The following is a 23,575-nucleotide window of genomic DNA, read 5'->3' on the forward strand; positions in this document are numbered from 1 at the left end:
CGCGCACGCCTCACGAGGAGCGCCCGAGGCTGCAAACGCTCCCGCGCCGCTAATAGGTCGCGCGGTTCCAGTAATCCTTGCTGGCGTACACCTCTTTCAGGTAATCGATGAAGTAGCGCACCTTGGCCGGCACATAACGCTGCTGCGGATAGACCGCGAGAATGTCGTAATCGGGCAACGCGAACTCGTCGAGCACGGTTTCGAGTTCGCCGCGCGCCAGCTGCTGCTGGATTTCCCACGTGGAGCGCCAGCCGAGCCCGAGCCCTTCGGACACCCAGCGATGCAGCAGCTCTCCGTCGTTGCAATCGAGCGTGCCGCCCACCCGCACCGTCGCCAGCTTGCCGTTGCGGCGGAAGTACCAGCCGCGGTTCTGGCCGCCTTGCAGGTTGAACGCGAGGCAGTTGTGGTGCGGCAGGTCCTCGAGCGTTTTCGGCTTGCCGTATTTGCGGAAGTATTCCGGCGTGCCGCACACCACACGGCGGTTCGACGCCAGCTTCACCGCGACGAAATTCGGATCGACCGCGCCGCCGATGCGGATCGACAGGTCGTAGCCCTCGCGCACCAGATCCACGACCCGGTCGGTCAGATTGAACGACACCTGGAGTTCCGGCTTGTCGGCGAGAAAGGCCGGTGCGAGCGGCGCAACGTGCTTGCGCCCGAACGCGGCCGGCGCCGACACGATCAGATGGCCATTGATCGCGCGCCGCCCCGCGCTCAATTCGTTTTCCGCCTGATCCCATTCGGTGAGCAAGCCGCGGCAGCGCTCCAGAAACGCCGCGCCGTCCTCGCTGACCACGAGGCGCCGCGTCGAGCGGTACATCAGCTTGACGCCCAGGCGCTTTTCGAGCGCGTCGATGCGGCGCCCGAGAATCACCGGCGACACGCCCTCTTCCAGCGCGGCAGCGGCTAGGCTGCCCGCGTCCGCGACGCGCACAAAGGTTTCGATCTGTTTGAAGCGGTCCATTTCTGTCTCCTGCCGGTCTTTCGGGTGCTGCCGCGCGCTGAAGCCAAAGCCCACGGGCATTCCATACTTTTTGTTTCGAAATAAGCGACCCGGACTGATCTTATCAAACCTTCAGGTGGGCCCTAAAGTGCATTCAACACCCTATTTAGCCCATCCCCAGACATTCAGGAGACATTCATGGCCAAGATGAGAGCCGTCGACGCAGCCGTGCTGGTGCTCGAAAAAGAAGGCATCGACACCGCATTCGGCGTTCCGGGCGCAGCCATCAACCCGTTCTACTCGGCCATGCGCAAGGCAGGCAACATCAGCCACGTGCTGGCGCGTCACGTCGAAGGCGCTTCGCACATGGCCGAAGGCTATACGCGCGCCCGGCCCGGCAACATCGGCGTGTGTATCGGCACGTCGGGCCCCGCCGGCACCGACATGATCACCGGTTTGTACTCCGCTCAGGCCGACTCGATTCCAATTCTGGCGATCACGGGCCAGGCGCCGCGCGCGCGTCTGTATAAGGAAGACTTCCAGGCCGTCGATATCGAATCGATCGCCAAGCCCGTCACCAAGTGGGCCGTCACCGTACGCGAACCGGCGCTGGTGCCGCGCGTCTTCCAGCAGGCGTTCCACCTGATGCGTTCGGGCCGCCCGGGTCCGGTGCTGATCGACCTGCCGATCGACGTGCAGCTCGCCGAGATCGAGTTCGACATCGACACCTATGAACCGCTGCCGGTCTACAAGCCGAAAGCGACGAAAAAGCAGATCGAAGCCGCGCTCACGCTGCTCAACGATTCGGACAAGCCGTTGATCGTCTCCGGCGGCGGCGTGCTCAACGCAGCCGCGGAAGACCTGCTCGTGCAATTCGCCGAAACCGTCGGCGTGCCGGTAATCCCGACGCTGATGTCGTGGGGCGCGATTCCCGACGACCATCCGCTGATGGCCGGCATGGTCGGCTTGCAAACCTCGCACCGCTACGGCAACGCGACGATGCTCGCCTCCGACTTCGTGCTCGGCATCGGCAACCGCTGGGCGAACCGTCACACGGGCAGCATCGAGGTGTATACGAAAGGCCGTAAGTTCGTGCACGTCGATATCGAGCCGACGCAGATCGGTCGCGTGTTCGGTCCGGATCTGGGCATCGTGTCGGACGCCAAGGCCGCGCTCGAACTGTTCGTCGAAGTGGCGCAGGAATGGAAGGCCGCCGGCAAGCTGAAGGACCGCAGCGCATGGGTCGAAGACTGCCAGCAACGCAAGCGCACGATGCATCGCAAGACGCACTTCGACAACGTGCCGATGAAGCCGCAGCGCGTGTACGAAGAGATGAACCAGGTGTTCGGCCGCGATACCTGCTACGTGAGCACGATCGGTTTGTCGCAGATCGCCGGCGCGCAATTCCTGCACGTCTACAAGGCGCGCAACTGGATCAACTGCGGCCAGGCAGGCCCGCTCGGCTGGACGATTCCGGCAGCGCTCGGCGTGCGTGCGGCTGATCCGCAACGTCCGATCGTCGCGCTGTCGGGCGACTACGACTTCCAGTTCATGATCGAAGAGCTCGCCGCGGGCGCGCAGTTCAAGCTGCCGTACGTGCACGTGGTGGTGAACAACTCGTACCTCGGCCTGATCCGCCAGGCACAGCGCGCGTTCGACATGGACTTCTGCGTGCAGCTCGGCTTCGAGAACATCAACTCGCCGGAAACGAACGGCTACGGCGTGGATCACGTGGCCGTCGCCGAAGGCCTGGGTTGCAAGGCGATCCGCGTGTTCAAACCGGAAGAACTCAAGCCGGCGTTGTTGAAAGCGCAATCGATGTTGTCCGAGTTCAACGTGCCGGTGATCGTCGAAGTGATTCTCGAGCGCGTGACCAATATTTCGATGGGCACAGAGATCGACGCGATCAACGAGTTCGAGGAGCTGGCCGAAAAGCACGCCGACGCGCCGACCGCGATCAGCATGCTCGACTGAGCTTCCTGACTTTGCAGCACATGAGCGCGGTTCAGCAACCTTCCGCACGTTCAGCAACGTTAAGCAGCGCAGCGGCTGAACGCCGCTGAAGCGCCTCATGAAGTTACTCCACCGACCGACCAGCGAGATCTACGCACCATGCCGAAATTTGCAGCGAATCTAACCATGCTGTTCAACGAAGTGCCGTTCCTCGACCGCTTTGCCGCGGCAGCCGACGCGGGCTTCGACGCCGTCGAATTCCTGTTTCCGTATCCGTATCAGATCGCCGAATTGAGCGAGCGCCTGCAACAAAACCGCTTGAAGCTCGTGCTGCACAACCTGCCCGCGGGCAACTGGGAAGCCGGCGAACGCGGCATCGCGTGTTTGCCGGATCGCGTGGGCGAGTTCCAGCAAGGCGTCGGCCGCGCGATCGAATACGCGAAAGCGCTGAAGGTGCCGCAACTGAACTGCCTCGTCGGCATCCCGACCGCGGGCGTGGAGGCGGACAAGGCGCGCACGGCGATCGTCGACAACCTGCGCTTCGCCGCAGGCGAACTGAAGAAGGCCGGCATCAAGCTGCTGGTCGAGCCGTGCAATTCGTACGACATCCCGGGCTTCGCGCTGAACCGTTCGGGCGAAGGCCTCGACGTGATTCGTGAAGTGGGTTCGGACAATCTGTTCCTGCAATACGACATCTATCACATGCAACGGATGGAAGGTGAGCTAGCGGCAACGATCAAAAAGAACCTGCCGCAGATCGCGCACATCCAGCTCGCCGACAATCCGGGCCGCAACGAGCCGGGCACCGGCGAAATCAACTACCCGTTCCTGTTCGATCTGCTCGACTCGCTCGGCTATGACGGTTACGTCGGTTGCGAATACAAGCCGCGCACCACCACCACGGCCGGCCTCGGCTGGGTGCAGAGCGTGGCTGGGCAAACCCGCGGCGCAGCCCACGCCGCCGCCTGATCGACCGATTGGCCGACTGCGTTGTCGACCGCCTGGCCGGACTCAGGCACACCACCCCAACAACACTGGAGATTCAGAAACATGGCAAAGATCGGTTTCATCGGCCTCGGCATCATGGGCGCGCACATGGCGCGCAACCTCATCAAGGGCGGTCACTCGCTGTTCGTGAACGGCGCGTATCCGGTGCCGGAAGATCTGGGCAAGACGACCAGCGTGGTCGCCAATTCGACCGCCGTCGCGCAAGCCGCCGATATCGTCATCATCATGGTGCCGGACACGCCTGACGTCGCCAACGTGCTGTTCGCCGACGACGGCGTCGCCGCCGGTCTCACGAAGGGCAAGCTGGTGATCGACATGAGCTCGATCTCGCCGCTCGACACGCAGGCGTTCGCGAAGAAGATCAACGCGCTCGGCGTCGACTACCTCGACGCGCCGGTATCCGGCGGTGAAGTCGGCGCACGTGAAGCGTCGCTCACGATCATGGTCGGCGGTCCGGAAAAAGCCTTCGCGCTGGCCTTGCCGCTGTTCGAGTTGATGGGCAAGAACATCTCGCTGATCGGCGACAACGGTGCGGGTCAAACGTGCAAGGTCGCGAACCAGATCATCGTCGCGCTGAACATCGAAGCGGTCGCGGAAGCGCTGCTGTTCGCTTCGCGTTCGGGCGCCGATCCGGAACGCGTGCGCAAGGCATTGATGGGCGGCTTCGCTTCGTCGCGGATTCTCGAAGTGCACGGCGAACGCATGACCCGGCGCACCTTCAACCCGGGCTTTCGCATCGAACTGCACCAGAAGGATCTGAACCTTGCGCTCGACGGCGCGCGCAAGCTGGGCATCGCCCTGCCGCATACGGCGAGCGCGCAGCAACTGTTCAGCGTGTGCGCCGCGAACGGCGGCAAGGCATGGGATCACTCGGCGATGGTGCGCGCACTCGAAATCATGGCGAACTACGAAGTCGCGCAAGCGCCGGACAGCGAAGCGAAGGCTGCTTGACGCGCATTGCTGCAAAGGCCGGTTGCACGGGTCGCAGATGCGACCCGCCGTATCGGAGCGAATCGCGACAGGCCAATTGGGGAGTCTGCAGCGAGCGTCATACGCAGCGCATAAAGACGACATGAAGCACAACATGAAGCATGTCACACAGGTTGCCGTGATCGTTGCATCGTCATCGTCACGGCGACCGCAGGTGGGGCGCCCGGTCAGTCGTGCGGCATGCGCGGCGGATCGGGCAAATCGTGCCGCTCTGGGCTGAGAGCGGCAAGTGGGGTCCGCAGCGGCACCCGGCGGCGCCGGGGAAGCCTTGGTCGGTCAGACGTCGTCGTCGGGTGTCCGGCTGTCGGATTTCATGTGCAGGCTCATTTACAGGCTTTCGCCGCCAATTTCTCCCAGCGGCTGTTTCATGCACGCCGCCTGCTTGCACCTACCCGCCCTCTTCCCCACCGTGTCAGGCGCTGGCGATTCCGCCGGTTCAATAATCTGGCAATTCAATCGCCGTACCCGGAAACGACAACGCGGCGCTCAGGGCAGATGCCGCGAGCGCCGCGTTTTCATTGAGCAGTCGTTCGCTTGACGTCATACGCGCGACCTGGTCAGCGCCGCGTCAATACGTATCGAACACCTTCTGCAATGCCACCGCACCCGTGCCGCCCGCGGCCAGCGCCAGCATCAGCAGCACGCGCGCTTTGTAGGGATTCAGCGACCCCGCGCTGACGAAACCCAGCGCATCGTCCGCGGCTGCGCCGTTGCGCATCACATGGCCTGAGCCGACACGCGACGAACGCACCACCGCGACGCCTTGCGAAGCCGCATCGGCCAAAGCCTGCTGCATCGACGCGTGAATCGAGCCGTTTCCCGTGCCCGCCACCACGATGCCACGCACGCCGGCGGCGACCAGCGCATCCACGGCGATCCGCGATACGCCCGCATAACTCGCGACGATCTCCACATGCGGCCACTTCGCGCCGATCACGAATTCGGTCGCGACCGTGTGCGGGCGCACCACGCTGCGCTGGAATTCGACACGGCCGTCCTGCACCCAGCCAAGCGCGCCGATCTCCGGCGAATGGAACGCATCGACGGCGTAAGTGCTCGTCTTGACCACGTCGCGTGCGCTGTGAATCCTGTTGTTGAACGCGACCAGCACGCCCTGCCCGCGCGACGCCTTATGCGCGGCGACCGTCACCGCGTTGAGCAGATTCAGCGGGCCGTCGGCGGAGAGCGCCGATGCCGGGCGCATCGCCGCGGTCAGCACGACCGGCTTGGCGGATTTGATCGTCAGGTGCAGCAGATAGGCGGTTTCTTCGAGCGTGTCAGTGCCGTGCGTCACCACCACGCCGTCGATGTCGTCGGACGCCAGCAGCGTGTTGATGCGTTGCACGAGCGTGGTCCATAGCGGCATCGCCATGTCTTTGCTGTCGACGCTGGCAATCTGCTCGGGTTGAATGCGCGCGACGCCGGACAAGGCCGGCACCGCGCCCAGCAGTTGATCGACGCCGACCACGCCGGCCTGATAGCCGGACGTATTGGTGGCGTCCGCGGCCGCCCCGGCAATCGTGCCGCCGGTCGCCACCACGGCGATACAAGGCAACAGCGGCGACAGCGGCGGCGTCTTGCCTTCGTCGGAAGGCGTTGCGGAAGAGCAAGTCAAAGTGTTCATGGCGGCGATTGTAAGCGATGCGCCGTCCGCCGCAATGCGTTTAAAAACGCATTGCCGTTCGTTTTATGCTCATTTAGACCGCATCAAGGCGCGCGCCGAATCTCGCACCTGAGCACACACCTAAGCACGCACTTAAGCATGCACATAAGCGCACGTCAAAACGGGCCGCGACGGCCCGCTCCCGTCAAACCGCTTCGCGCAACTGCGCGGCGATTTCCGCTTCGCTCAACTGCGGCGCGAACATCTCGATCAGCCGGTACGCATACGCGCGCAGGAACGCGCCCTTGCGCAAACCGACCCGCGTCGTGCTCGCTTCGAACAGATGCTGCGTATCCAGCGCGACCAGTTCCGTGTCGCGTTTCGGATCGTAGGCCATCGCCGCGACCACGCCGATGCCCATGCCGAGTTCGACATAGGTTTTGATCACGTCCGCGTCGATCGCGGTCAACACCACGTCCGGTAATGCCCCCGCTTTCGCGAACGCCTGGTCGATGTGCGAGCGACCCGTGAAGTCCTGGTCGTAGGTGACGATCGGGAATTCGGCGATCTCGTCGAGCGTCAGATTCGGCCGGCCCACCAGCGGATGGTCCTTCGGCACGACCACGATGTGATGCCACGAATAGCACGGGAACGTGACGATATCCGGGAAGCGGTCGAGCGCTTCGGTCGAAATGCCGATGTCCGCCTCGCCGTTGATGATCATCTGCGCGATCTGCTGCGGGCTGCCCTGGCGCAGCGCCAGGTGCACCTTCGGGAACACCTCGGTGAACTGGCGGATCACCTTCGGCAGCGCGTAACGCGCCTGGGTGTGAGTGGTCGCCACGACCAGGTGGCCGCTGTCCTGGTCGGCAAACTGGCGCGCGACGCGGCGCAGATTTTCCGCGTCGAGCAGCATCCGCTCGATCAGCTGATGCACCGCTTTGCCCGGCTCGGTGAGGCCGGTCAGACGCTTGCCGCGCCGGATGAAAATGTCGACGCCGAGTTCGTCTTCGAGATCCTTGATCTGTTTCGATACGCCCGACTGCGACGTGTACAGCACGTTCGCCACCTCAGTCAGATTCATGTTCTGACGCACGGCCTCGCGCACAAAGCGCAATTGCTGGAAGTTCATCTTTTATGTCCCCGGTTCAGCCAGAGTTAGGTTAATCGAATGGGTTTCCTCAAGGCGAGGCCGCTCATTGCGCGGGGAAAACGCGCAACGCACGCGGCACCGCGGTGACGCCGTCGCCGACCGCCAGTTGCAGATCGCGCCACGCCTCGCGATCGAGTTCCGCTTCGAGCAGATTGCCCTCGCGCCCGGCGAGTTCGACACGCACCGAGCCGCCGAGCGTCACCACGCGCCGCACATCGACGACGATGCCTTCGCGATGGCCTGCTGCCGGCGGATACAACTGCAGATCGTGCGGACGCACATAGGCGAACGCCGGCCCGCTGAAGTCGGCCTTGATCGCAACCGGCAGCGCCGCGCCGTCGACCACGAAGCCGCTCGAATCGACGTTGCCGTGCAGCCGGTTCGCCGCGCCGAGAAACTCGTAGACGAACGAGGTCTGCGGATGGTCGTACACGTCTTGCGGACTGCCGACCTGCTCCACATGCCCGCGATTGAGTACGACGATCCGGTCGGCCACTTCGAGCGCTTCTTCCTGATCGTGCGTGACGAAAATCGTCGAGATATGCAGATCGTCGTGCAGACGCCGCAGCCAGCTGCGCAACTCCTTGCGGACCTTCGCATCCAGCGCGCCGAACGGTTCGTCGAGCAGCAGCACCTTCGGTTCGACGGCCAACGCGCGCGCGAGAGCGATCCGCTGCCGCTGACCACCCGACAGTTCCGACGGATAGCGTTGCGCAAGCCAGTCGAGTTGCACGAGCTTCAGCAGTTCATGCACCTTCTCGCGAATCACCGCTTCCGACGGCCGTGCCTTGCGCGGTTTCACGCGCAGGCCGAACGCGACATTCTCGAACACCGTCATATGACGGAACAGCGCGTAATGCTGGAACACGAAGCCGACTTCGCGTTCGCGCGCCCCGACTGTCTCGACGTCCTGGCCTTGCAGCACGACCTGGCCGCCGTCCGAATATTCGAGTCCGGCGATCACGCGCAGCAAGGTCGTCTTGCCACAGCCCGACGGCCCGAGCAGCGCAACCAGTTCGCCCGGCGGAAAGTCGAGCGAAACGTTATCGAGCGCGACGAAATCGCCAAAGCGCTTTTGCAGGTTACGAACGGTGATACCCATTACAGCTCTCCTTGCTTGACCGGGTGCCGATGCGCCGGGGGCCGATGCGCCGCCTTCACGGACGGCGCTGACGACGACGGCTGCGTGACAGGATCTGCGTACGCGGGACCTGCGTACGCGGGCACATCGCGCGCGTCCGACAGTTCCGCCGACATATGGCGTTCGGCGAGCAGCTTCAGACCGAGCGTCACGAGTGCGAGCAAGGCCAGCACCGACGCCACGGCGAACGCCGCCGAGAAGTTGTATTCGTTGTAGAGAATTTCGACGTGCAGCGGCATCGTGTCGGTTTGTCCGCGAATGTGGCCGGACACCACCGACACGGCGCCGAACTCGCCCATCGCCCGCGCATTGCACAGAATCACGCCGTACAGCAGACCCCATTTGACGTTCGGCAAGGTGACGCGGCGGAAGATCTGCCAGCCCGACGCGCCGAGCACGTGCGCGGCTTCTTCTTCGTCGTTGCCTTGCGCCTGCATCAACGGAATCAGCTCGCGCGCGACGAACGGGAACGTGACGAAGATCGTCGCCAGCACGATGCCGGGCACCGCGAAGATGATCTGCACGTTATGCGCTTGCAGCCACGGCCCGAACCAGCCTTGCGCGCCGAACATCAGCACGTAGATCAAACCGGAGATCACCGGCGAGACCGAGAACGGCAGATCGATCAGCGTGGTCAGGAGCGCCTTGCCGCGGAATTCGAACCTGGCGATACACCATGACGCGGCAAGGCCGAACACGAGGTTCAGCGGCACGGCAATCGCGGCGGTAATCACCGTCAGTTTGATGGCCGACAGCGCATCCGGATCGGCGAGCGATTCCAGATAGAAACCAATGCCCTTGTTCAATGCCTGATAGAACACGGCGACCAGCGGTACGACCAGAAACAGCGCGAGAAACAGCAACGCGACGCCGGTCAGAATCCAGCGCACGACGGGCGGCTCGGTGACCGGATCAGGCCGGCGTGCCACCTCGAGCGGCGCGCGCGGCGCGGCGGCAAGCGCGACGGTATCCACAGTATCGCGGCTCATTGCACACCTGCGCCGCTTGCCGTAACGCTCGCGGCCGCAGGCGCCGGGCCCGCTGCACCGCGGCTCGTGCGCCGCTGCAGATACCACTGCAAGGTATTGATGAACAACAGCATCAGGAACGACACGACCAGCATCACCACCGCCAATGCGGTTGCGCCCGCGTAGTCGTATTGTTCGAGCTTGGTGATGATCAGCAGCGAGGTGATTTCCGATTTCATCGGCACGTTGCCGGCGATGAAGATCACCGAGCCGTACTCGCCGAGCGCCCGTGCGAACGCCAGCGCGAAACCGGTCAGCAGAGCCGGAAACACCGCAGGCAGCACTACGCGCCGGAACGTCAGCCAGCGCGACGCGCCGAGGCACGCGGCCGCTTCTTCCTGCTCGCGCTCGAATTCTTCGAGCACCGGCTGCACGGTCCGCACGACGAACGGCAAACCGATGAAGGTCAACGCGATCAGCACGCCGGCCGGCGTAAAGGCGACCTTGATGCCGAGCGGCTCGAGGAACTGCCCAATCCAGCCGTTGCCCGCATAGACCGCCGCAAGCGAGATACCGGCCACCGACGTCGGCAGCGCGAACGGCAGATCGACCACCGCATCGACGAGCCGCCTGAACGGGAACGTGTAGCGCACCAGCACCCACGCCACGAGGAAGCCGAACACCGCGTTGATCAGCGCGCCGCCGAGCGCCGAGAAAAACGTCAGCCGGTACGACGCGAGCACGCGCGGCGAGCTCACCGCGCGCACGAACTGGCTCCAGTCGAGCGTGGCGGTTTTCAGAAAAGTTGCCGCAAGCGGAATCAGCACCACGAGGCTCAGATACGCCACCGTGATGCCGAGTGTCAGGCCAAAACCGGGCAAGGCGCTCGGTTTTCGGAAGGTCCACGTCGTCATGCTGGATACTCTTTCAGGGTTGATGCTTGCCGTGCTTTTGCGGTCGTCCGGCTAGCCAGAAAGCGCGCCCACTGGGCGCGCTTTCTGGCCAGGTGTTGCCGCCTCTCGCCGCCTGTGCGGCTTCTGGCATTGGCAGTCTTACTGCGGCTGGTAGATCGAATCGAATACGCCGCCGTCGGCAAAGTGGGTCTTCTGCGCATTCGCCCAGCCGCCGAACGAATCGTCCACCGTGTACAGCTTCAGCTTCGGAAACTTCGCGGTCAGCTCGGCCGGCACCTTGTTCGAACGCGGACGGTAGAAGTTCTTCGCGGCGATCTCCTGACCCTGCTCGCTATACAGGAAGTTCAAATACGCTTCGGCCAGCTTGCGCGTGCCGTGCTTGTCGACCACCTTGTCCACCACGGCAACCGGCGGCTCGGCCAGAATGCTCACCGACGGCACGACGATTTCAAACTTGTCCGGACCGAATTCCTTCAGCGACAGGAACGCTTCGTTTTCCCATGCAATCAGCACGTCGCCGATGCCGCGCTGCACGAAGCTGGTCGTTGCGCCGCGCGCCCCCGAATCCAGCACGCCGGCATTCTTATAGAGCTTGCCGACGAATTCCTTCGCCTTCTGGTCATTGCCGCCCGGCTGATGTTCGGCGTAGGCCCATGCGGCCAGATAGTTCCAGCGCGCGCCGCCCGAGGTCTTCGGATTCGGCGTGACGATCGACACGCCCGGCCTGGTCAGATCGTCCCAATCCTTGATGTGCTTCGGGTTGCCCTTGCGCACGAGGAACACGATCGTCGACGTGTACGGCGACGCGTTGTCCGGCAAACGCTTTTGCCAGCCCTTGTCCAGCAAACCCTTGTTAGCCAGCGCGTCGATGTCGTAGGCGAGCGCCAGCGTCACGACATCCGCCTGCAGACCGTCGAGCACCGAGCGCGCCTGAGCGCCCGAACCGCCGTGCGACTGCTTGAAGGTGATCGATTCGCCGGTCCTGGCCTTCCATTCCTTGCCGAATGCCTGATTGACGTCCTGGTACAGTTCACGCGTCGGGTCGTACGACACGTTCAGCAGCGTCGTGTCGGCGGCGTGCGCCTGCGCCATCACGCCGACAGCGGTTGCCGCGCCGAACGCGAGCGCCGCGATGAGTTTTTTGGTCTTGCCTGCCAGCCCCGTGCCCCGATGGTTCATCCAGCTTCTCCGCGTTGTGGTTGCCGTTACGGCGTCTTGTTTTTGCGTCTGCAGCGCGTCAACTCGGAAGCCAGTCTATCGAAGGGCTTTCATCATTAAAAATAATGTTTCTTCATTCTTTAATACGTAAAAGTGGTAATGGCAGCTGGATAAGGCGTTGCGACACGAAAACGGTTGTTTAAGCGTCCTTTTGCGACGCCGGAGCGACACCCCAGACGACGAACTTAAAGTAAAGCTTGAATTGCATCGAATACTGTATAAAAATACAGTCACCTGTTCATACATACAGTAGCGCCATGACCAAACTCACCGCACGACAGCAGCAGGTTTTCGATCTGATCCGACGGGCTATCGAACGTACCGGCTTTCCGCCCACCCGCGCGGAGATCGCCGCCGAACTGGGTTTCAGCTCGGCCAATTCGGCCGAAGAACATCTGCGTGCCTTGGCCCGCAAGGGTGTGATCGAACTCGCGGCAGGTGCGTCGCGCGGCATTCGTCTGCTGGCGGGTCCCGAAGATTCGCCGCACCAGTTCACGTTGCCGCACCCCAGCATCATGCAGCTGTCGCTGCCGCTGATCGGCCGCGTCGCGGCCGGCAGCCCGATCCTCGCACAGGAACATATCTCGCAGCACTATGCGTGCGACCCGGCGCTGTTCTCGAGCAAACCGGACTACCTGCTGAAGGTTCGCGGGTTGTCGATGCGCGACGCCGGCATCTTCGACGGCGACCTGCTCGCGGTGCAAAAGAAAAGCGAAGCGAAAGACGGCCAGATCATCATCGCGCGGCTCGGCGACGACGTAACGGTCAAGCGCCTGAAGCGTCGGCCAAACGGCATCGAACTGATCGCGGAAAACCCCGATTACGAAAACATCTTCGTTCAGACCGGCAGTGCGGATTTCGCGCTGGAAGGCATCGCTGTTGGGCTGATCCGCCCCGGCGAGTTCTGAGCGCCTGCTTCTACCAACGCTTGCCCGACGCCTAACGCGCCGCTGCCCCTACGTTGAATCGCCTGGAGAGACTCATGGAACGCCTTGCCCGCCTGCTGCCTTTTCGCCAGTTCGGTCGTTTGCGCCATCTGCGCAAGCTGGTGCCCTGTTCGCTGATCGAGGCGTCCACGGCCAGCGCTCCATCGCTGTTCGACGAACCTGCATCGCGGGCGCCGAGCTTGCCGTCGTCGTTGCCGGCTTTCGCTCGAGTGTCGTTGAATTCAGGGCTGAATACGGCAGAGCCGGCGCGACGGGCACCGGTGCGCGTCTATCACGGGCCGTCGCGGCTGATCATGGTCGGCACGGTAGACGCCGTATGCCGGATGATCGACCGCTGCATCGCTGAAGAAGCCAACGTGCACGGGGCGGTGTTCGAGTAATCAGGTGCAGGGCGTGCGTGTAGTTGCTCTGCTGTTGCCATATCATTGACCTGTCATTGCCATGCTGTTGCCTTGCACGCGCCTCTCCAGATCTCTTCAGATATTGCATCGCGTGGGATCGTTTTCGTGTGGCCGCGGTCCACGTTAGACCACCCTTGATAGAGAGTTCCACTCGATGGCAGTTTCGACACGCACCAAACGCAGCGCCGCACGGCCGCTGATCGTTGTTCTGATTGTGATTGCAGTGGTGGCCGCCCTGGGATTAGGCTATGCATCGCCATATATCGCGCTGAACAATCTGAAACGCGCGGCAGACGCACGCGATGCGGAGACCGTCAATCAGTATGTCGACTTTCCGGCGTTGCGCGAGAGCCTGAAGCAACAGGTCACCGGCTTGCTGACGCGCCGACTCGACGCACATGGCAACGGCAATCCATTTGCCGCCATTGGCGCGATGATCGGCGTTGCGCTGATCGGACCGCTAGTAGATGCGTACGCGACGCCGGACGGCGTAGCCGCGTTGCTGAACGGCATGCCGCCGCGTGGCGAACCGGGCGAGCGGCCGCCCGCGCCGCCTGCCGCGGAAAATGCGCCTGCGTCCCCTGCCGATGGCAAAACGGCTAACAGCGCGGCTAACACCGCAGCGCACAGCGCGGCTGACAACGCGGGCAACAGCGCCACGCCGCCGCAACCGCCGCAAACCACGGCGGGCTATCGCAGCATCAACGAATTCGTCATCAGGTATCAGCACGGCGCGGGCGACGCGCGCTACGCGGCGATCTTTCGGCGCGAAGGTTTGTTCACATGGAAGTTCGCCGCGGTCGACCTGAACGACTGATCTTCCGGTCGACGCGGTTCATGGGGCTGGCGTCAAGCCGCCGCTTGCTGCTGCTCCTGGGCGGACGAACATGCCACCAGAATGCTGCACGAGACCCGGTCGAGCAGCGGCGTATTTCCCGCGCCCATCCACCAGCGTGACAGACCCGTGCGGCAACGGTGGCCGACCACCACCAGGTCGACGTGCAGTTCGTTGGCGAGATTGGCAATCTCGTCGATGGGATGACCGAACGCGAAATGTCCTTGCGCGTTGACGCCGCGCTCGGTGAGCCAGTCCACCCCTTCCTGCAGGATGTCACGCGCTGTCTTCTCGAAGCTGCCGCAGGCCACGTCGGTGAGCAGGCCAGCGCTTTGCGCTATGCTCGAGCGCATGTCCACCACCGACAACAGATGCGTTTCCGCCTTCAGGTCCAACGCCAGATCGGCGCCACAGCGCAGCGCTTTGCGGCCCTCGCGCGAGCCGTCGTAGCAAAGCAGGATTTTTTTGTAGCTCGCCATGGTTTTCTCCCTTACCGCGGGGAACGCGGTCGTAAATGAATCATGGTGCGCCGCAATTCAGGTTGCAAGGGATGGAAAACGCTAAGTGCGCCCCAGGCAGGTGCGAGGCTATGCGGCAGCGCAAGAAACGCCGCGTGAGTGGCGAAGCGCCGATCAACGCCAGGCTGCCGATGCCATAGAATGAGCGACCTTACCGGCCATTCGCGTTTTTTCCCGGAGTCTCGTTCGATCCATGTCTGAAGCCGCCATTGAATTCCACCACGTCAAAAAAAGCTACGGCGAGAAGACGGTCGTCGACGGATTGTCGTTTCATGTCAACGTCGGCGAATGTTTTGGTCTGCTTGGACCGAACGGCGCGGGCAAGACCACCACGCTGCGCATGCTGCTGGGCATTGCGGCCCCGGATGCCGGCTCGATCCGCTTGTGCGGCGAACCGATTCCTCGCCGCGCGCGGGTGGCGCGAGCGCGCGTCGGTGTGGTGCCGCAGTTCGACAATCTCGATCCCGATTTCACGGTCCGCGAAAATCTGCTTGTGTTCGGCCGCTACTTTGGCCTGAGCGCCGCGCAATGCCGCACGATGGTGCCGTCGCTGCTCGAGTTCGCGCGCCTCGAAAGCAAGGCGGATGCGCGCGTGAGCGAACTGTCGGGCGGCATGAAGCGGCGGCTCACGCTGGCTCGCGCGCTCGTCAACGATCCCGACGTGCTGATCATGGACGAGCCGACCACCGGGCTCGATCCGCAAGCGCGCCATCTGATCTGGGAACGGCTGCGCTCGCTGCTCGCACGCGGCAAGACCATCCTGCTGACCACGCACTTCATGGAAGAAGCCGAACGGCTCTGCCACCGTCTGTGCGTGATCGAGGAAGGCCGCAAGATCGCTGAAGGCGCGCCGAACGATCTGATCGCATCCGAGATCGGCTGCGACGTGATCGAAATCTTCGGCGCCGATCCGGTTGCGTTGCGCGACGAGTTGGCGCCGCTAGTCGAGCGAACCGAGATCAGTGGCGAGACGCTGTTCTGCTACGTGAACGACGCGCAGCCGGTGCACGCACGTCTGAAGCAGCGCGCCGGTTTGCGCTATCTGCATCGTCCGGCGAATCTGGAAGATGTCTTCCTGCGGCTAACCGGCCGCGAGATGCAGGACTGATACGAGCCGGGACCGGCGCTGGCCGCCTACCTCTATAGCTATAAGACAACGCAAGAGACAAGCAATGGACGCACGCACTTACGACACGCCCGACGACACGCCGTCCAGGCAGGAACCTTTCGCCGCTTTGCCCGCGAACACCGTGAACTGGATTGCCGTATGGCGCCGCAACTATCTCGTGTGGAAGAAGCTTGCGATTGCTTCGATGTTCGGCAATCTTGCCGATCCGATGATCTATCTGTTCGGCCTGGGTTTCGGGCTCGGGCTGATGGTCGGGCACGTCGACGGCGTGTCGTACATTGCATTTCTGGCAGCGGGCACAGTCCCATCGAGCGTGATGATGTCGGCCAGTTTCGAGTCGATGTATTCCGGCTTCTCGCGAATGCATGTGCAGCGCACGTGGGAAGCGATCATGCATACGCCGCTGACGCTCGGCGACATCGTGCTGGGCGAAGTGATGTGGGCCGGCAGCAAGTCGATGTTGTCGGGCGTGGCGATCATGCTGGTCGCAGGAGCGTTGGGGTATGCGAGTTTTCCGTCGATGTTGCTGGCGTTGCCGGTGATCGTGCTGACCGGACTCGCGTTTGCGAGTATCGCGATGGTGGTGACGGCATTGGCGCCGTCGTATGATTTTTTTATGTTTTATCAGACGTTGGTATTGACGCCGATGCTGCTGTTGTCCGGGGTGTTTTTTCCTGTTTCGCAGTTGCCCTCTGCCGCGCGGGGTTTTACTGAAGTTTTACCGCTGGCGCATGCAGTCGATCTGATTCGCCCCGCCATGCTTGGGCGGCCTCTTCAGGAGGTTGTTTTGCACGTTGCTGTGCTGCTTGCGTATGTTGTTGCTGGGTTTCTTGTTTCTGCCGTTCTGTTTCGAAGAAGGATGATGAAGTAGGTTTTTTTGTTTGCGTGCGCGGCGCCATAAAAAACGCCGCCACAAGGGCGCCACCAGGCGGCGTTGCCGAAGAACAGGAATCAGTCCTCGTCATCCGTCCAGGGAATATCCACGTCGGAAATAAACGCCACCGTCGCGAACGGCCCGCCATCCTGACGCCCGATCTTCCCATCGGCCCGTTGCCACTCAACGCGAAACACCGTGCCAGGATCGTCGGCAATCAACCTCACGGTGCGAACCTCGTCAGGATCCGCATCCTCGACAGGACCGTCGAGAGACACCAGCAATTCCTGCGGCCACAACCCATCGGCGGGATCGTAAATCTTGTCGCCGTCAGGAATCAGCGTGAACGCTTCCACGCCGATCGTCGCCGACGCGTCCACGATCATCTTGCCCAACGCACGCAGCAACGCAGTTGCCCGCGCCGAATTGGCCTGGCGAATTGCAAGATCCCCGCGCGTCAGCGCCTGTTCAAGTTTTGGGTTGGTTTTTTGTTGCGCCATTCGATTTCCTGAGTCCTATCGTTCTGTTGTGGACGGCACGCCGTATCAGCTGCGTACCCCTCTCCATTTTTCGGGCTGAATCGTACCACCGGTGTGCACCGCAGCATGACTCGCCGCGCAGTCCAACCGACACAGCCCGCCCCGTCCCCACAGTTTAGGTCGTGATTTGCCTTCCGGCAGGGAGATTTGCCTTCCAATCGGCCGCCCGCCGTCAAGTCCGCAATCAAGCCCGCCGTCAAATCCTCAATCGTCCCGCCCGCTCGTCGTGGCATCCGCGCTTCGTTTCAAACGCCCCAATCCATGCTGACAATCACTGACAATCAGCCTTTTGCGCGCCTTCGAGCTGGCTTCGGCGTCGCGGCATCGGCCGGCTTCGGTGCGCCGATCTCCGCGATCAGATGGTCGCGGAATGCTCTGACCGACGGCGGCAACTCGCGCCCCGCCATCGTCTGCACCTGAATGCTGCGCTGGCGCATCTGCGGATGCGTCAGCGGCATCACGACAAAACCGTCGTCCGCGTAACGGTCTCGCACCGACAGCAAACCCGTGAACATGATTGCGCCGGACTTCTGCGCGTAACGGTACATCGCGCCACTGTTGTTGCACACGAGATCGGGTTCCAGCAGCACGCCTTCGAGCGCGCAAGTGATGTCGATCAACTGGCGAATCGTCGTGCCCGGCTCGGGCAGTACCACTGGATAGCGGCGCAAGTCGGCGAGCGACACCTTTGCGCGCGCGGCCAGCGGATGATCGGCCCGCAGCAGCGCCAGTACCGGCGCCCGCTCCGTATGCTCGACCTTGACACCCTTTTCCGGCGCAAGGCTGAAGGTCAGCGCAAGATCGGCGTCGCCGTCGCGCACCCGGCGGGTCGCCCCGCCCGGCGACATCACGGACAGCGTGAAGTCGATCCCAGGATAGCTGCGCCGGAAGCCGGCCATCGCGGCAGGCAGGAAGTCCGCGGCGAAACCCTCCGAACTGGCTACCTTGATCATGCTCCCGTGCAAAGCCTCGAGGCCGCCGATCTCCTTGATCACATGCTCAGCCTCGAGCAGGCTGCGCTGCGCGTAGGCAAGCAGCCGCTCACCGGCTTCGGAGAGCGCCATGCCGCGCGGCCGCCGTTCGAACAGCGCTGCGCCAAGCTCGCCTTCGAGCCGGGCAATCTGCCGGCTGATCGCGGAGACGGCCACATGCAGCCGCGCGGATGCGTCGCTGATCGAGCCGGTACGCGCGACTTCGACGAAGTAGCGCAATGCAATGCCGTGTAACGAAAGTGCCATGGGAGGTGCCTCGTGCGACCTTGTACGCCCCTGCTTGCGCCCTTGCTTGTGCCACTGCCCGAGCGCATTGAGCTTTGCCTTTTCGGCAATGCAAGCTTCGAAAGACGATCATTGTGACAAAAAAAACGGCCTCCTAGAATCGATTCCACTCAGACCGCTGCCGGCAATGCATCCCACGCATGGCACCCCCGCGCGTCGAATCCGCACCCTACACCGGAGACATGCATGAGCCGCGACCAGGCCATCGAACACGCGACACGCCATTTCGAATCGGGCGCCTTTCTCGACGTCCTCAACCGCCGCGTCGGCTTTCGTACCGAGAGCCAGGAAACCGAACGCGCCGCCATTCTGCTCTCGTATCTGACCGACGAAATCATGCCCGAAGCGCAGCGTCTCGGTTTCAGCACGCGAATCGTCGACAACCCGGCCGACGGCTTCGGGCCGTTTCTGATCGCCACCCGTCACGAAGGCGACCACCTGCCGACGGTGCTGATCTACGGCCACGGCGATGTGGTGCGCGGCTACGACAATCAATGGCGCGAGCCGCTCACGCCGTGGGCCGTGACTGTCGAAGGCGAGCGCTGGTATGGCCGCGGCACCGCCGATAACAAGGGTCAGCACAGCATCAACCTCGCCGCGCTGGCCAGCGTGCTCGGCGCACGCGGCGGCAAGCTCGGCTTCAACGCGAAGCTGCTGATCGAGATGGGCGAGGAAACCGGCTCGCCGGGGCTCGACGCGATCTGCCGCGCTCACAAACAGGAACTGGCCGCCGACGTGCTGCTCGCCTCCGACGGCCCGCGCCTCGCCGCGCACCGCCCCACCGTGTTCCTCGGCTCGCGCGGTTCGGTGAACTTCAAACTCTCGCTGAACCTGCGCGACGGCGCGCATCACTCGGGCAACTGGGGCGGCCTGCTGCGCAATCCCGCCACGGTGCTCGCGAACGCGCTCGCGAGTCTGGTCGATGCGCGCGGCGTGATTGCCGTCGACGGCTTGCGCCCGCCGCCGATTCCCGCCGCGGTGCGGCGCGCGCTGGCCGATATCACGGTGGGCGGCGGCCCGGGCGACCCCGCCGTCGACGACAACTGGGGCGAGCCCGGTCTCACGCCGGCCGAACGCGTGTTCGGCTGGAACAGCTTCGAAGTGCTGGCTTTGAAGGCGGGCAATCCCGAGAACCCGGTCAACGCGATTCCGTCGTCGGCGTTCGCGCATTGCCAGTTGCGTTTCGTGGTCGGCACCGATTGGGAAAGACTCGAACAGCATCTGCGCACGCATCTGGATGCGCACGGATTTTCGCTGGTGGAGATCAGCGTCGAGCGCGGCGCGCCGGCCACGCGGCTCGACCCTGACGATCCGTGGGTCACCTGGGCAATCGCTTCGCTCGAACACACCACCGGCAAGAAAACAGCGGTGCTGCCGAACCTCGGCGGCACGCTGCCTAACGAAGTGTTCGCCGACACGCTCGGCCTGCCGACCATCTGGGTCCCGCATTCGTATCCGGCGTGCTCGCAGCACGCACCGAACGAGCATCTGCTCGGACCGGTCGTGCGCGAAGGTCTGCAGATCATGGCGGGTCTCTTCTGGGATCTCGGCGAGAACCCGCCTCGCGCGAAGCTTGAACAACCGAGCTTGAACAACCCAACCTGAGCAACCCAGAGCGATCGAACCCAGCACGTCCCTATCCGCATCCGTCCCGAGGCACGCCCATGATCAGCACGTCCACCCTGCAAGCCAGCGCCGCGCGGCCGTCCGCCGCGAAGGTCCATCGCATCATTCTCGCGGCGTCGATCGGCAACGCGCTCGAATGGTTCGACCTCGTCGTCTACGGCTTCTTTGCGGTCACGATCGCGAAGCTGTTCTTCCCCGCCAGCACCGAGGCGATCTCGCTGATGCTCACGCTCGGCACGTTCGGCATTTCGTATCTGATCCGGCCGCTCGGCGGGCTCGTGCTCGGTTCGCTCGCGGACCGCGCCGGACGCAAGGCATCGCTGCTGCTGTCGATTGGGCTGATGATGATCGGCACCTTGACGATCGCCGTGATGCCCTCTTATGCGGCGATCGGCTTGTGGGCGCCTGCCGGCATTCTGCTGTCGCGTTTGGTCCAGGGGTTCTCGGCGGGCGGCGAGTTTGGCGCTTCGACCGCGTTTCTGGTCGAACATGCGCCCGAACGGCGCGGCTTCATGGGTAGCTGGCAGTTCGCGAGCCAGGGCCTCGCGACGCTGCTCGCATCCGGTTTCGGCGCGCTGCTGACGAGCCAGCTAACAACGGTTCAGCTCGAATCCTGGGGATGGCGCATTCCGTTCTTCTTCGGTCTCGCGATCGGTCCGGTCGGCTTCTATATTCGCCGCTATGTGGACGAAGGCGCCGAGTTCGGCAAGGAGCCGAAAACCCATACGCCGCTGCGCGATCTGTTCGCCACGCAGAAGGTCCGCATGCTGCTCGCGACCGGCTCGCTGATTATTTCGACGGCGGCCAACTACATGATCCTGTACATGCCGACCTACGCGATCAAGCAACTGCATCTGCCCGCTTCGACCGGCTTCGCCGCCACGCTCGCAACGGGCGTCGTGCTGACGGTGCTGACGCCGTTCTCCGGCCACCTGTCCGACAGCCTCGGACGCATCCGCATCATGGCGGCCGCCGCTGTGCTGATGCTCGTGACGGTCTATCCGGCGTTCATGTACATGAACGCGCATCCGTCGTTCGCGACAATGCTGCTCGCACTGATCTGGATCGGCGTATTGAAGGCGACGTATTTCGGCGCACTGCCCGCGCTGATGTCGGAGATATTCCCGATGCAGACGCGCGCAACCGGTCTCGCGGTCAGCTACAACATCGGCGTGACGGTGTTCGGCGGCTTTGCGCCATTCGTGATCACGTGGCTGATCGACGCGAGCGGCAACAAGCTGGCGCCCGGCTTCTATCTGATGTTCTGCGCGGTAGCGAGTCTGCTCGCGCTGTATGCGGTGCGCCTGAAATTGAAGATCCGCTGAACGCGGTCAAAGCCTGCTGAGCTGAATCAAACCACGTGGCTGCCCCGGCATCGAAGCCGGGGCAACGCAACGACAACCTCAGGCTGACCTCAGCCAACGTCAAAGCAACTGCATCAAGGCGCGGGATTCGGCTGCAATTCATGCAGCGCGTCGATTTCCGCGAGCACTTCCGGCGAGAGTTTCACCTCGACGCTGCCGATGTTTTCCTTCAATTGCTCGAGCGAAGTCGCGCCGATCAGATTGCTGGTCAGGAACGGCCGGCTATTGACGAAGGCCAGCGCGAACTGCGCTGGCGACAAGCCATGACGCCTCGCCAGTTCGACGTAACGCGTGGTTGCCTGGATCGCTTGCGGCTTGCTGTAGCGTTGAAAACGCTCGAACAGCGAGATGCGGGCGCCCGCTGGACGCGCACCGCCTTCGTATTTGCCCGACAGCCAGCCGAAGGCCAGCGGCGAATAGGCCAGCAAGCCGATCTGGTCGCGATGCGCGTACTCGGACAGACCCGCTTCGTACGTGCGGTTCAGCAGGCTGTACGGATTCTGGATGCTGACGATGCGTGGCAAGCCGAGCTTTTCCGCGGCACGCAGAAACTGCGCGACACCCCACGGCGTTTCGTTCGACACGCCGATATGGCGCACCTTGCCTTCCTTGACGAACCCGGCGAGCACCGACAGCGTTTCTTCGATCGGCACCGTATACGCGTCGTCGACCCACGGATACGCCGGGCGGCCGAACGTCATCGTGCTGCGATCCGGCCAGTGCAACTGATACAGATCGACGTAGTCCGTTTGCAGACGCTCGAGGCTGCCATTCAGCGCCTCGGTCAGGTTCTTGCGATCGAACTGGTTGTCCGCGCCGCGGATATGACGCGGATTGTGCGGCTGGCGCGCCGGCCCGGCGATCTTGGTGGCGAGCACGATCTTCTCGCGCGCGCTGCGATGCTGCGCGAGCCACGTGCCGATGTGGCGCTCGGTCGAGCCCTGCGTCTCGGGACGCGGCGGCACCGGGTACATTTCAGCCGCGTCGATCAGATTCACGCCGTGATCGAGCGCATAGTCGATCTGCGCATGCGCGTCCTGTTCGGTGTTCTGCTCGCCCCACGTCATGGTGCCGAGACCGATCAGGCTAACCTGCACATCCGTGTCGCCGAGTCTGCGGTATTCCATCGAACTTGTCCTGTTGATTGTGTGAATGGAAAGCGCAGACGTTACCATGCCGGCGCGATGCCTGCAGCGCGGCTAAAATGCCGTTGCAGCGGGCGGAACGCCCGTCGCCTCACGATCCTTTCCGTCGAAACATCTACGATGAATCCCGAACATCTCGAACTGCTGGTCACGCGCGTGATGCCCTACGGAAAATATAAAGGCCGTCTGATTGCCGATCTGCCCGGGCACTATCTAAACTGGTTTGCAAGCCAAGGCTTCCCGCCTGGCGAAATCGGCCGCCTGCTGGCGCTGATGCATGAGATCGATCACAACGGTTTGTCGTCACTGATCGAGCCCTTGCGCAAGCGCTGATCGCGTTGCCATGAAAGCGAATTGAAGCACGGTAAAGCTGGACGAAAGTTGTTGTACAGGCAATTGAAGCCTGGACAAATTCACACCGTCTTTGCCTTGACCCTTGCTAAACCGTGGTCTTAAATTCGCTTCAAATCCCGCATTCCTGCGTACGTTTCTTCGAGCGTTCGCACGTGACACAGCCGGCTTTCCCATGCGTCATTTCAGTCTGACTGCGCTGCTGGATTTCATCGGTCACGATCTGTCGCCGGTGTGCGCCGTCATTGCGTTCTTTCTGCTCGGCTATCTGGTCGTCGGCCTGCCGATGCATTTCCGGCAAGGCGCGGCATCGCGCGATGTATGGGGCACGGCGGCCGGCGTGACCATGGCCGCGATCTATGCGGCATTCATCATCGGCGTGTACCCCGCTTTGCATCATACGGCCGGCTTGCTGCGGTAAGACGGTGCGAGGTCAGGCAGCGTCTGCCGAACGCTTCGTCGCCCTTATGAGCAAACCGGTCGCGAACGTCAGCGCCGGATAGCGCCAGTCGCGTATCGCATTCGGCGGCGTGTCGCCGATCAACAGATCGCGGATCACCCCGCCGCCGAGCGCTGCGACAAACGAGATCACCATCACGCCCAACAGGTCGAGACCGCCGCGTGTCGGGTGAAAAATTGCGAGCCGGAAGGGCGGTACGGCTGCGTGCAACCGGCTTC

General features: G+C 63.1%; 24 protein-coding genes. 12 read left to right on the forward strand and 12 right to left on the reverse strand.

Annotated features, from left to right (window positions below):
* Positions 1-49 precede the first annotated feature (49 nt).
* Positions 50-964 carry a LysR family transcriptional regulator gene (locus AC07WT_RS11270; protein ID WP_492592480.1) on the reverse strand — a complete coding sequence of 305 codons (915 nt, stop codon included), beginning with the start codon at positions 962-964 and terminating at the stop codon, positions 50-52.
* A gap of 177 nt (positions 965-1,141) precedes the next feature.
* Here AC07WT_RS11270 and gcl point away from each other — a divergent pair, with 177 nt between their 5' ends.
* The 3 genes from gcl to AC07WT_RS11285 all read left to right on the forward strand — a co-directional run bounded on the left by gcl (position 1,142) and on the right by AC07WT_RS11285 (position 4,855).
* Entirely contained in the window at positions 1,142-2,917 is a 1,776-nt protein-coding gene (gcl, locus tag AC07WT_RS11275; protein WP_494947152.1) for a glyoxylate carboligase, read from the forward strand.
* Between the two features lie 138 nt (positions 2,918-3,055).
* Positions 3,056-3,865 (forward strand): hydroxypyruvate isomerase, encoded by an 810-nt coding sequence (gene hyi / locus AC07WT_RS11280; protein WP_494947153.1) that lies wholly within the window; start codon positions 3,056-3,058, stop codon positions 3,863-3,865.
* Positions 3,866-3,946: 81 nt separating this feature from the next.
* Positions 3,947-4,855 (forward strand): 2-hydroxy-3-oxopropionate reductase, encoded by a 909-nt coding sequence (locus AC07WT_RS11285; RefSeq protein ID WP_492592483.1) that lies wholly within the window; start codon positions 3,947-3,949, stop codon positions 4,853-4,855.
* Between the two features lie 607 nt (positions 4,856-5,462).
* Here the strand turns inward: AC07WT_RS11285 and AC07WT_RS11290 are convergent.
* The 6 genes from AC07WT_RS11290 to AC07WT_RS11315 all read right to left on the reverse strand — a co-directional run bounded on the left by AC07WT_RS11290 (position 5,463) and on the right by AC07WT_RS11315 (position 11,852).
* Entirely contained in the window at positions 5,463-6,518 is a 1,056-nt protein-coding gene (locus AC07WT_RS11290) for an asparaginase (protein WP_494947154.1), read from the reverse strand.
* Between the two features lie 184 nt (positions 6,519-6,702).
* Positions 6,703-7,629 carry a CysB family HTH-type transcriptional regulator gene (locus tag AC07WT_RS11295; protein WP_492592485.1) on the reverse strand — a complete coding sequence of 309 codons (927 nt, stop codon included), beginning with the start codon at positions 7,627-7,629 and terminating at the stop codon, positions 6,703-6,705.
* Positions 7,630-7,693: 64 nt separating this feature from the next.
* Positions 7,694-8,752 carry a sulfate/molybdate ABC transporter ATP-binding protein gene (locus AC07WT_RS11300; protein WP_494947155.1) on the reverse strand — a complete coding sequence of 353 codons (1,059 nt, stop codon included), beginning with the start codon at positions 8,750-8,752 and terminating at the stop codon, positions 7,694-7,696.
* Positions 8,752-9,780, reverse strand: coding sequence for a sulfate ABC transporter permease subunit CysW (gene cysW, locus AC07WT_RS11305; RefSeq protein ID WP_494947156.1), 1,029 nt, complete (start codon positions 9,778-9,780; stop codon positions 8,752-8,754). The genes AC07WT_RS11300 and cysW overlap by 1 nt, the downstream gene beginning before the upstream one ends.
* On the reverse strand, positions 9,777-10,673 hold the full coding sequence (gene cysT, locus AC07WT_RS11310) for a sulfate ABC transporter permease subunit CysT (RefSeq protein ID WP_492592488.1): 897 nt from the start codon (positions 10,671-10,673) through the stop codon (positions 9,777-9,779). The genes cysW and cysT overlap by 4 nt, the downstream gene beginning before the upstream one ends.
* Positions 10,674-10,811: 138 nt before the next feature.
* On the reverse strand, positions 10,812-11,852 hold the full coding sequence (locus tag AC07WT_RS11315; RefSeq protein ID WP_494947157.1) for a sulfate ABC transporter substrate-binding protein: 1,041 nt from the start codon (positions 11,850-11,852) through the stop codon (positions 10,812-10,814).
* Between the two features lie 296 nt (positions 11,853-12,148).
* Between AC07WT_RS11315 and lexA the strand changes: the two genes are divergently transcribed.
* From lexA to AC07WT_RS11330, 3 genes are all read left to right on the forward strand, one after another.
* Positions 12,149-12,799, forward strand: a complete 651-nt coding sequence (lexA, locus tag AC07WT_RS11320) for a transcriptional repressor LexA (protein ID WP_492592490.1) — start codon at positions 12,149-12,151, stop codon at positions 12,797-12,799.
* A 74-nt stretch (positions 12,800-12,873) separates the two neighbouring features.
* Positions 12,874-13,218 (forward strand): hypothetical protein, encoded by a 345-nt coding sequence (locus tag AC07WT_RS11325; RefSeq protein WP_494947158.1) that lies wholly within the window; start codon positions 12,874-12,876, stop codon positions 13,216-13,218.
* A gap of 175 nt (positions 13,219-13,393) precedes the next feature.
* Positions 13,394-14,056 (forward strand): DUF2939 domain-containing protein, encoded by a 663-nt coding sequence (locus AC07WT_RS11330; protein WP_494947159.1) that lies wholly within the window; start codon positions 13,394-13,396, stop codon positions 14,054-14,056.
* Between the two features lie 32 nt (positions 14,057-14,088).
* Here the strand turns inward: AC07WT_RS11330 and AC07WT_RS11335 are convergent, their stop codons facing one another.
* A complete protein-coding gene (locus tag AC07WT_RS11335; protein ID WP_115099786.1) occupies positions 14,089-14,553 on the reverse strand; it encodes a universal stress protein in 465 nt (154 codons plus the stop codon).
* Positions 14,554-14,785: 232 nt separating this feature from the next.
* Here AC07WT_RS11335 and nodI point away from each other — a divergent pair, with 232 nt between their 5' ends.
* Both nodI and AC07WT_RS11345 read left to right on the forward strand, forming a co-directional pair.
* Positions 14,786-15,700 (forward strand): nodulation factor ABC transporter ATP-binding protein NodI, encoded by a 915-nt coding sequence (gene nodI / locus AC07WT_RS11340; RefSeq protein WP_494947160.1) that lies wholly within the window; start codon positions 14,786-14,788, stop codon positions 15,698-15,700.
* Between the two features lie 64 nt (positions 15,701-15,764).
* Positions 15,765-16,592 carry an ABC transporter permease gene (locus AC07WT_RS11345; protein ID WP_494947161.1) on the forward strand — a complete coding sequence of 276 codons (828 nt, stop codon included), beginning with the start codon at positions 15,765-15,767 and terminating at the stop codon, positions 16,590-16,592.
* Positions 16,593-16,672: 80 nt separating this feature from the next.
* Here the strand turns inward: AC07WT_RS11345 and AC07WT_RS11350 are convergent, their stop codons facing one another.
* Positions 16,673-17,095 carry a hypothetical protein gene (locus AC07WT_RS11350; protein ID WP_492592495.1) on the reverse strand — a complete coding sequence of 141 codons (423 nt, stop codon included), beginning with the start codon at positions 17,093-17,095 and terminating at the stop codon, positions 16,673-16,675.
* A 320-nt stretch (positions 17,096-17,415) separates the two neighbouring features.
* Positions 17,416-18,372 carry a LysR family transcriptional regulator gene (locus AC07WT_RS11355; RefSeq protein WP_494947162.1) on the reverse strand — a complete coding sequence of 319 codons (957 nt, stop codon included), beginning with the start codon at positions 18,370-18,372 and terminating at the stop codon, positions 17,416-17,418.
* A gap of 225 nt (positions 18,373-18,597) precedes the next feature.
* On the opposite strand from AC07WT_RS11355, the gene AC07WT_RS11360 reads away from it, so the two are divergent.
* Together AC07WT_RS11360 and AC07WT_RS11365 are read left to right on the forward strand one after the other, a co-directional pair.
* On the forward strand, positions 18,598-20,016 hold the full coding sequence (locus AC07WT_RS11360) for a M20 family metallopeptidase (RefSeq protein ID WP_494947163.1): 1,419 nt from the start codon (positions 18,598-18,600) through the stop codon (positions 20,014-20,016).
* 59 nt (positions 20,017-20,075) lie between these two features.
* Positions 20,076-21,362 carry an MFS transporter gene (locus AC07WT_RS11365; protein WP_494947164.1) on the forward strand — a complete coding sequence of 429 codons (1,287 nt, stop codon included), beginning with the start codon at positions 20,076-20,078 and terminating at the stop codon, positions 21,360-21,362.
* A 113-nt stretch (positions 21,363-21,475) separates the two neighbouring features.
* Here AC07WT_RS11365 and AC07WT_RS11370 read toward each other — a convergent pair whose 3' ends face one another.
* Positions 21,476-22,528 carry an NADP(H)-dependent aldo-keto reductase gene (locus AC07WT_RS11370; protein WP_494947165.1) on the reverse strand — a complete coding sequence of 351 codons (1,053 nt, stop codon included), beginning with the start codon at positions 22,526-22,528 and terminating at the stop codon, positions 21,476-21,478.
* Positions 22,529-22,666: 138 nt separating this feature from the next.
* Between AC07WT_RS11370 and AC07WT_RS11375 the strand changes: the two genes are divergently transcribed.
* Positions 22,667-22,879, forward strand: coding sequence for a DUF3820 family protein (locus tag AC07WT_RS11375; protein WP_006048800.1), 213 nt, complete (start codon positions 22,667-22,669; stop codon positions 22,877-22,879).
* Positions 22,880-23,072: 193 nt separating this feature from the next.
* A complete protein-coding gene (locus tag AC07WT_RS11380) occupies positions 23,073-23,318 on the forward strand; it encodes a hypothetical protein (protein WP_494947166.1) in 246 nt (81 codons plus the stop codon).
* A gap of 12 nt (positions 23,319-23,330) precedes the next feature.
* On the opposite strand, the gene AC07WT_RS11385 is transcribed toward AC07WT_RS11380, so the two are convergent.
* Positions 23,331-23,567, reverse strand: a complete 237-nt coding sequence (locus AC07WT_RS11385) for a trimeric intracellular cation channel family protein (RefSeq protein ID WP_494947167.1) — start codon at positions 23,565-23,567, stop codon at positions 23,331-23,333.
* Between the last annotated feature and the right edge of the window lie 8 nt (positions 23,568-23,575).

Source organism: Paraburkholderia sp. GW821-FHT02A12 (assembly GCF_059422005.1).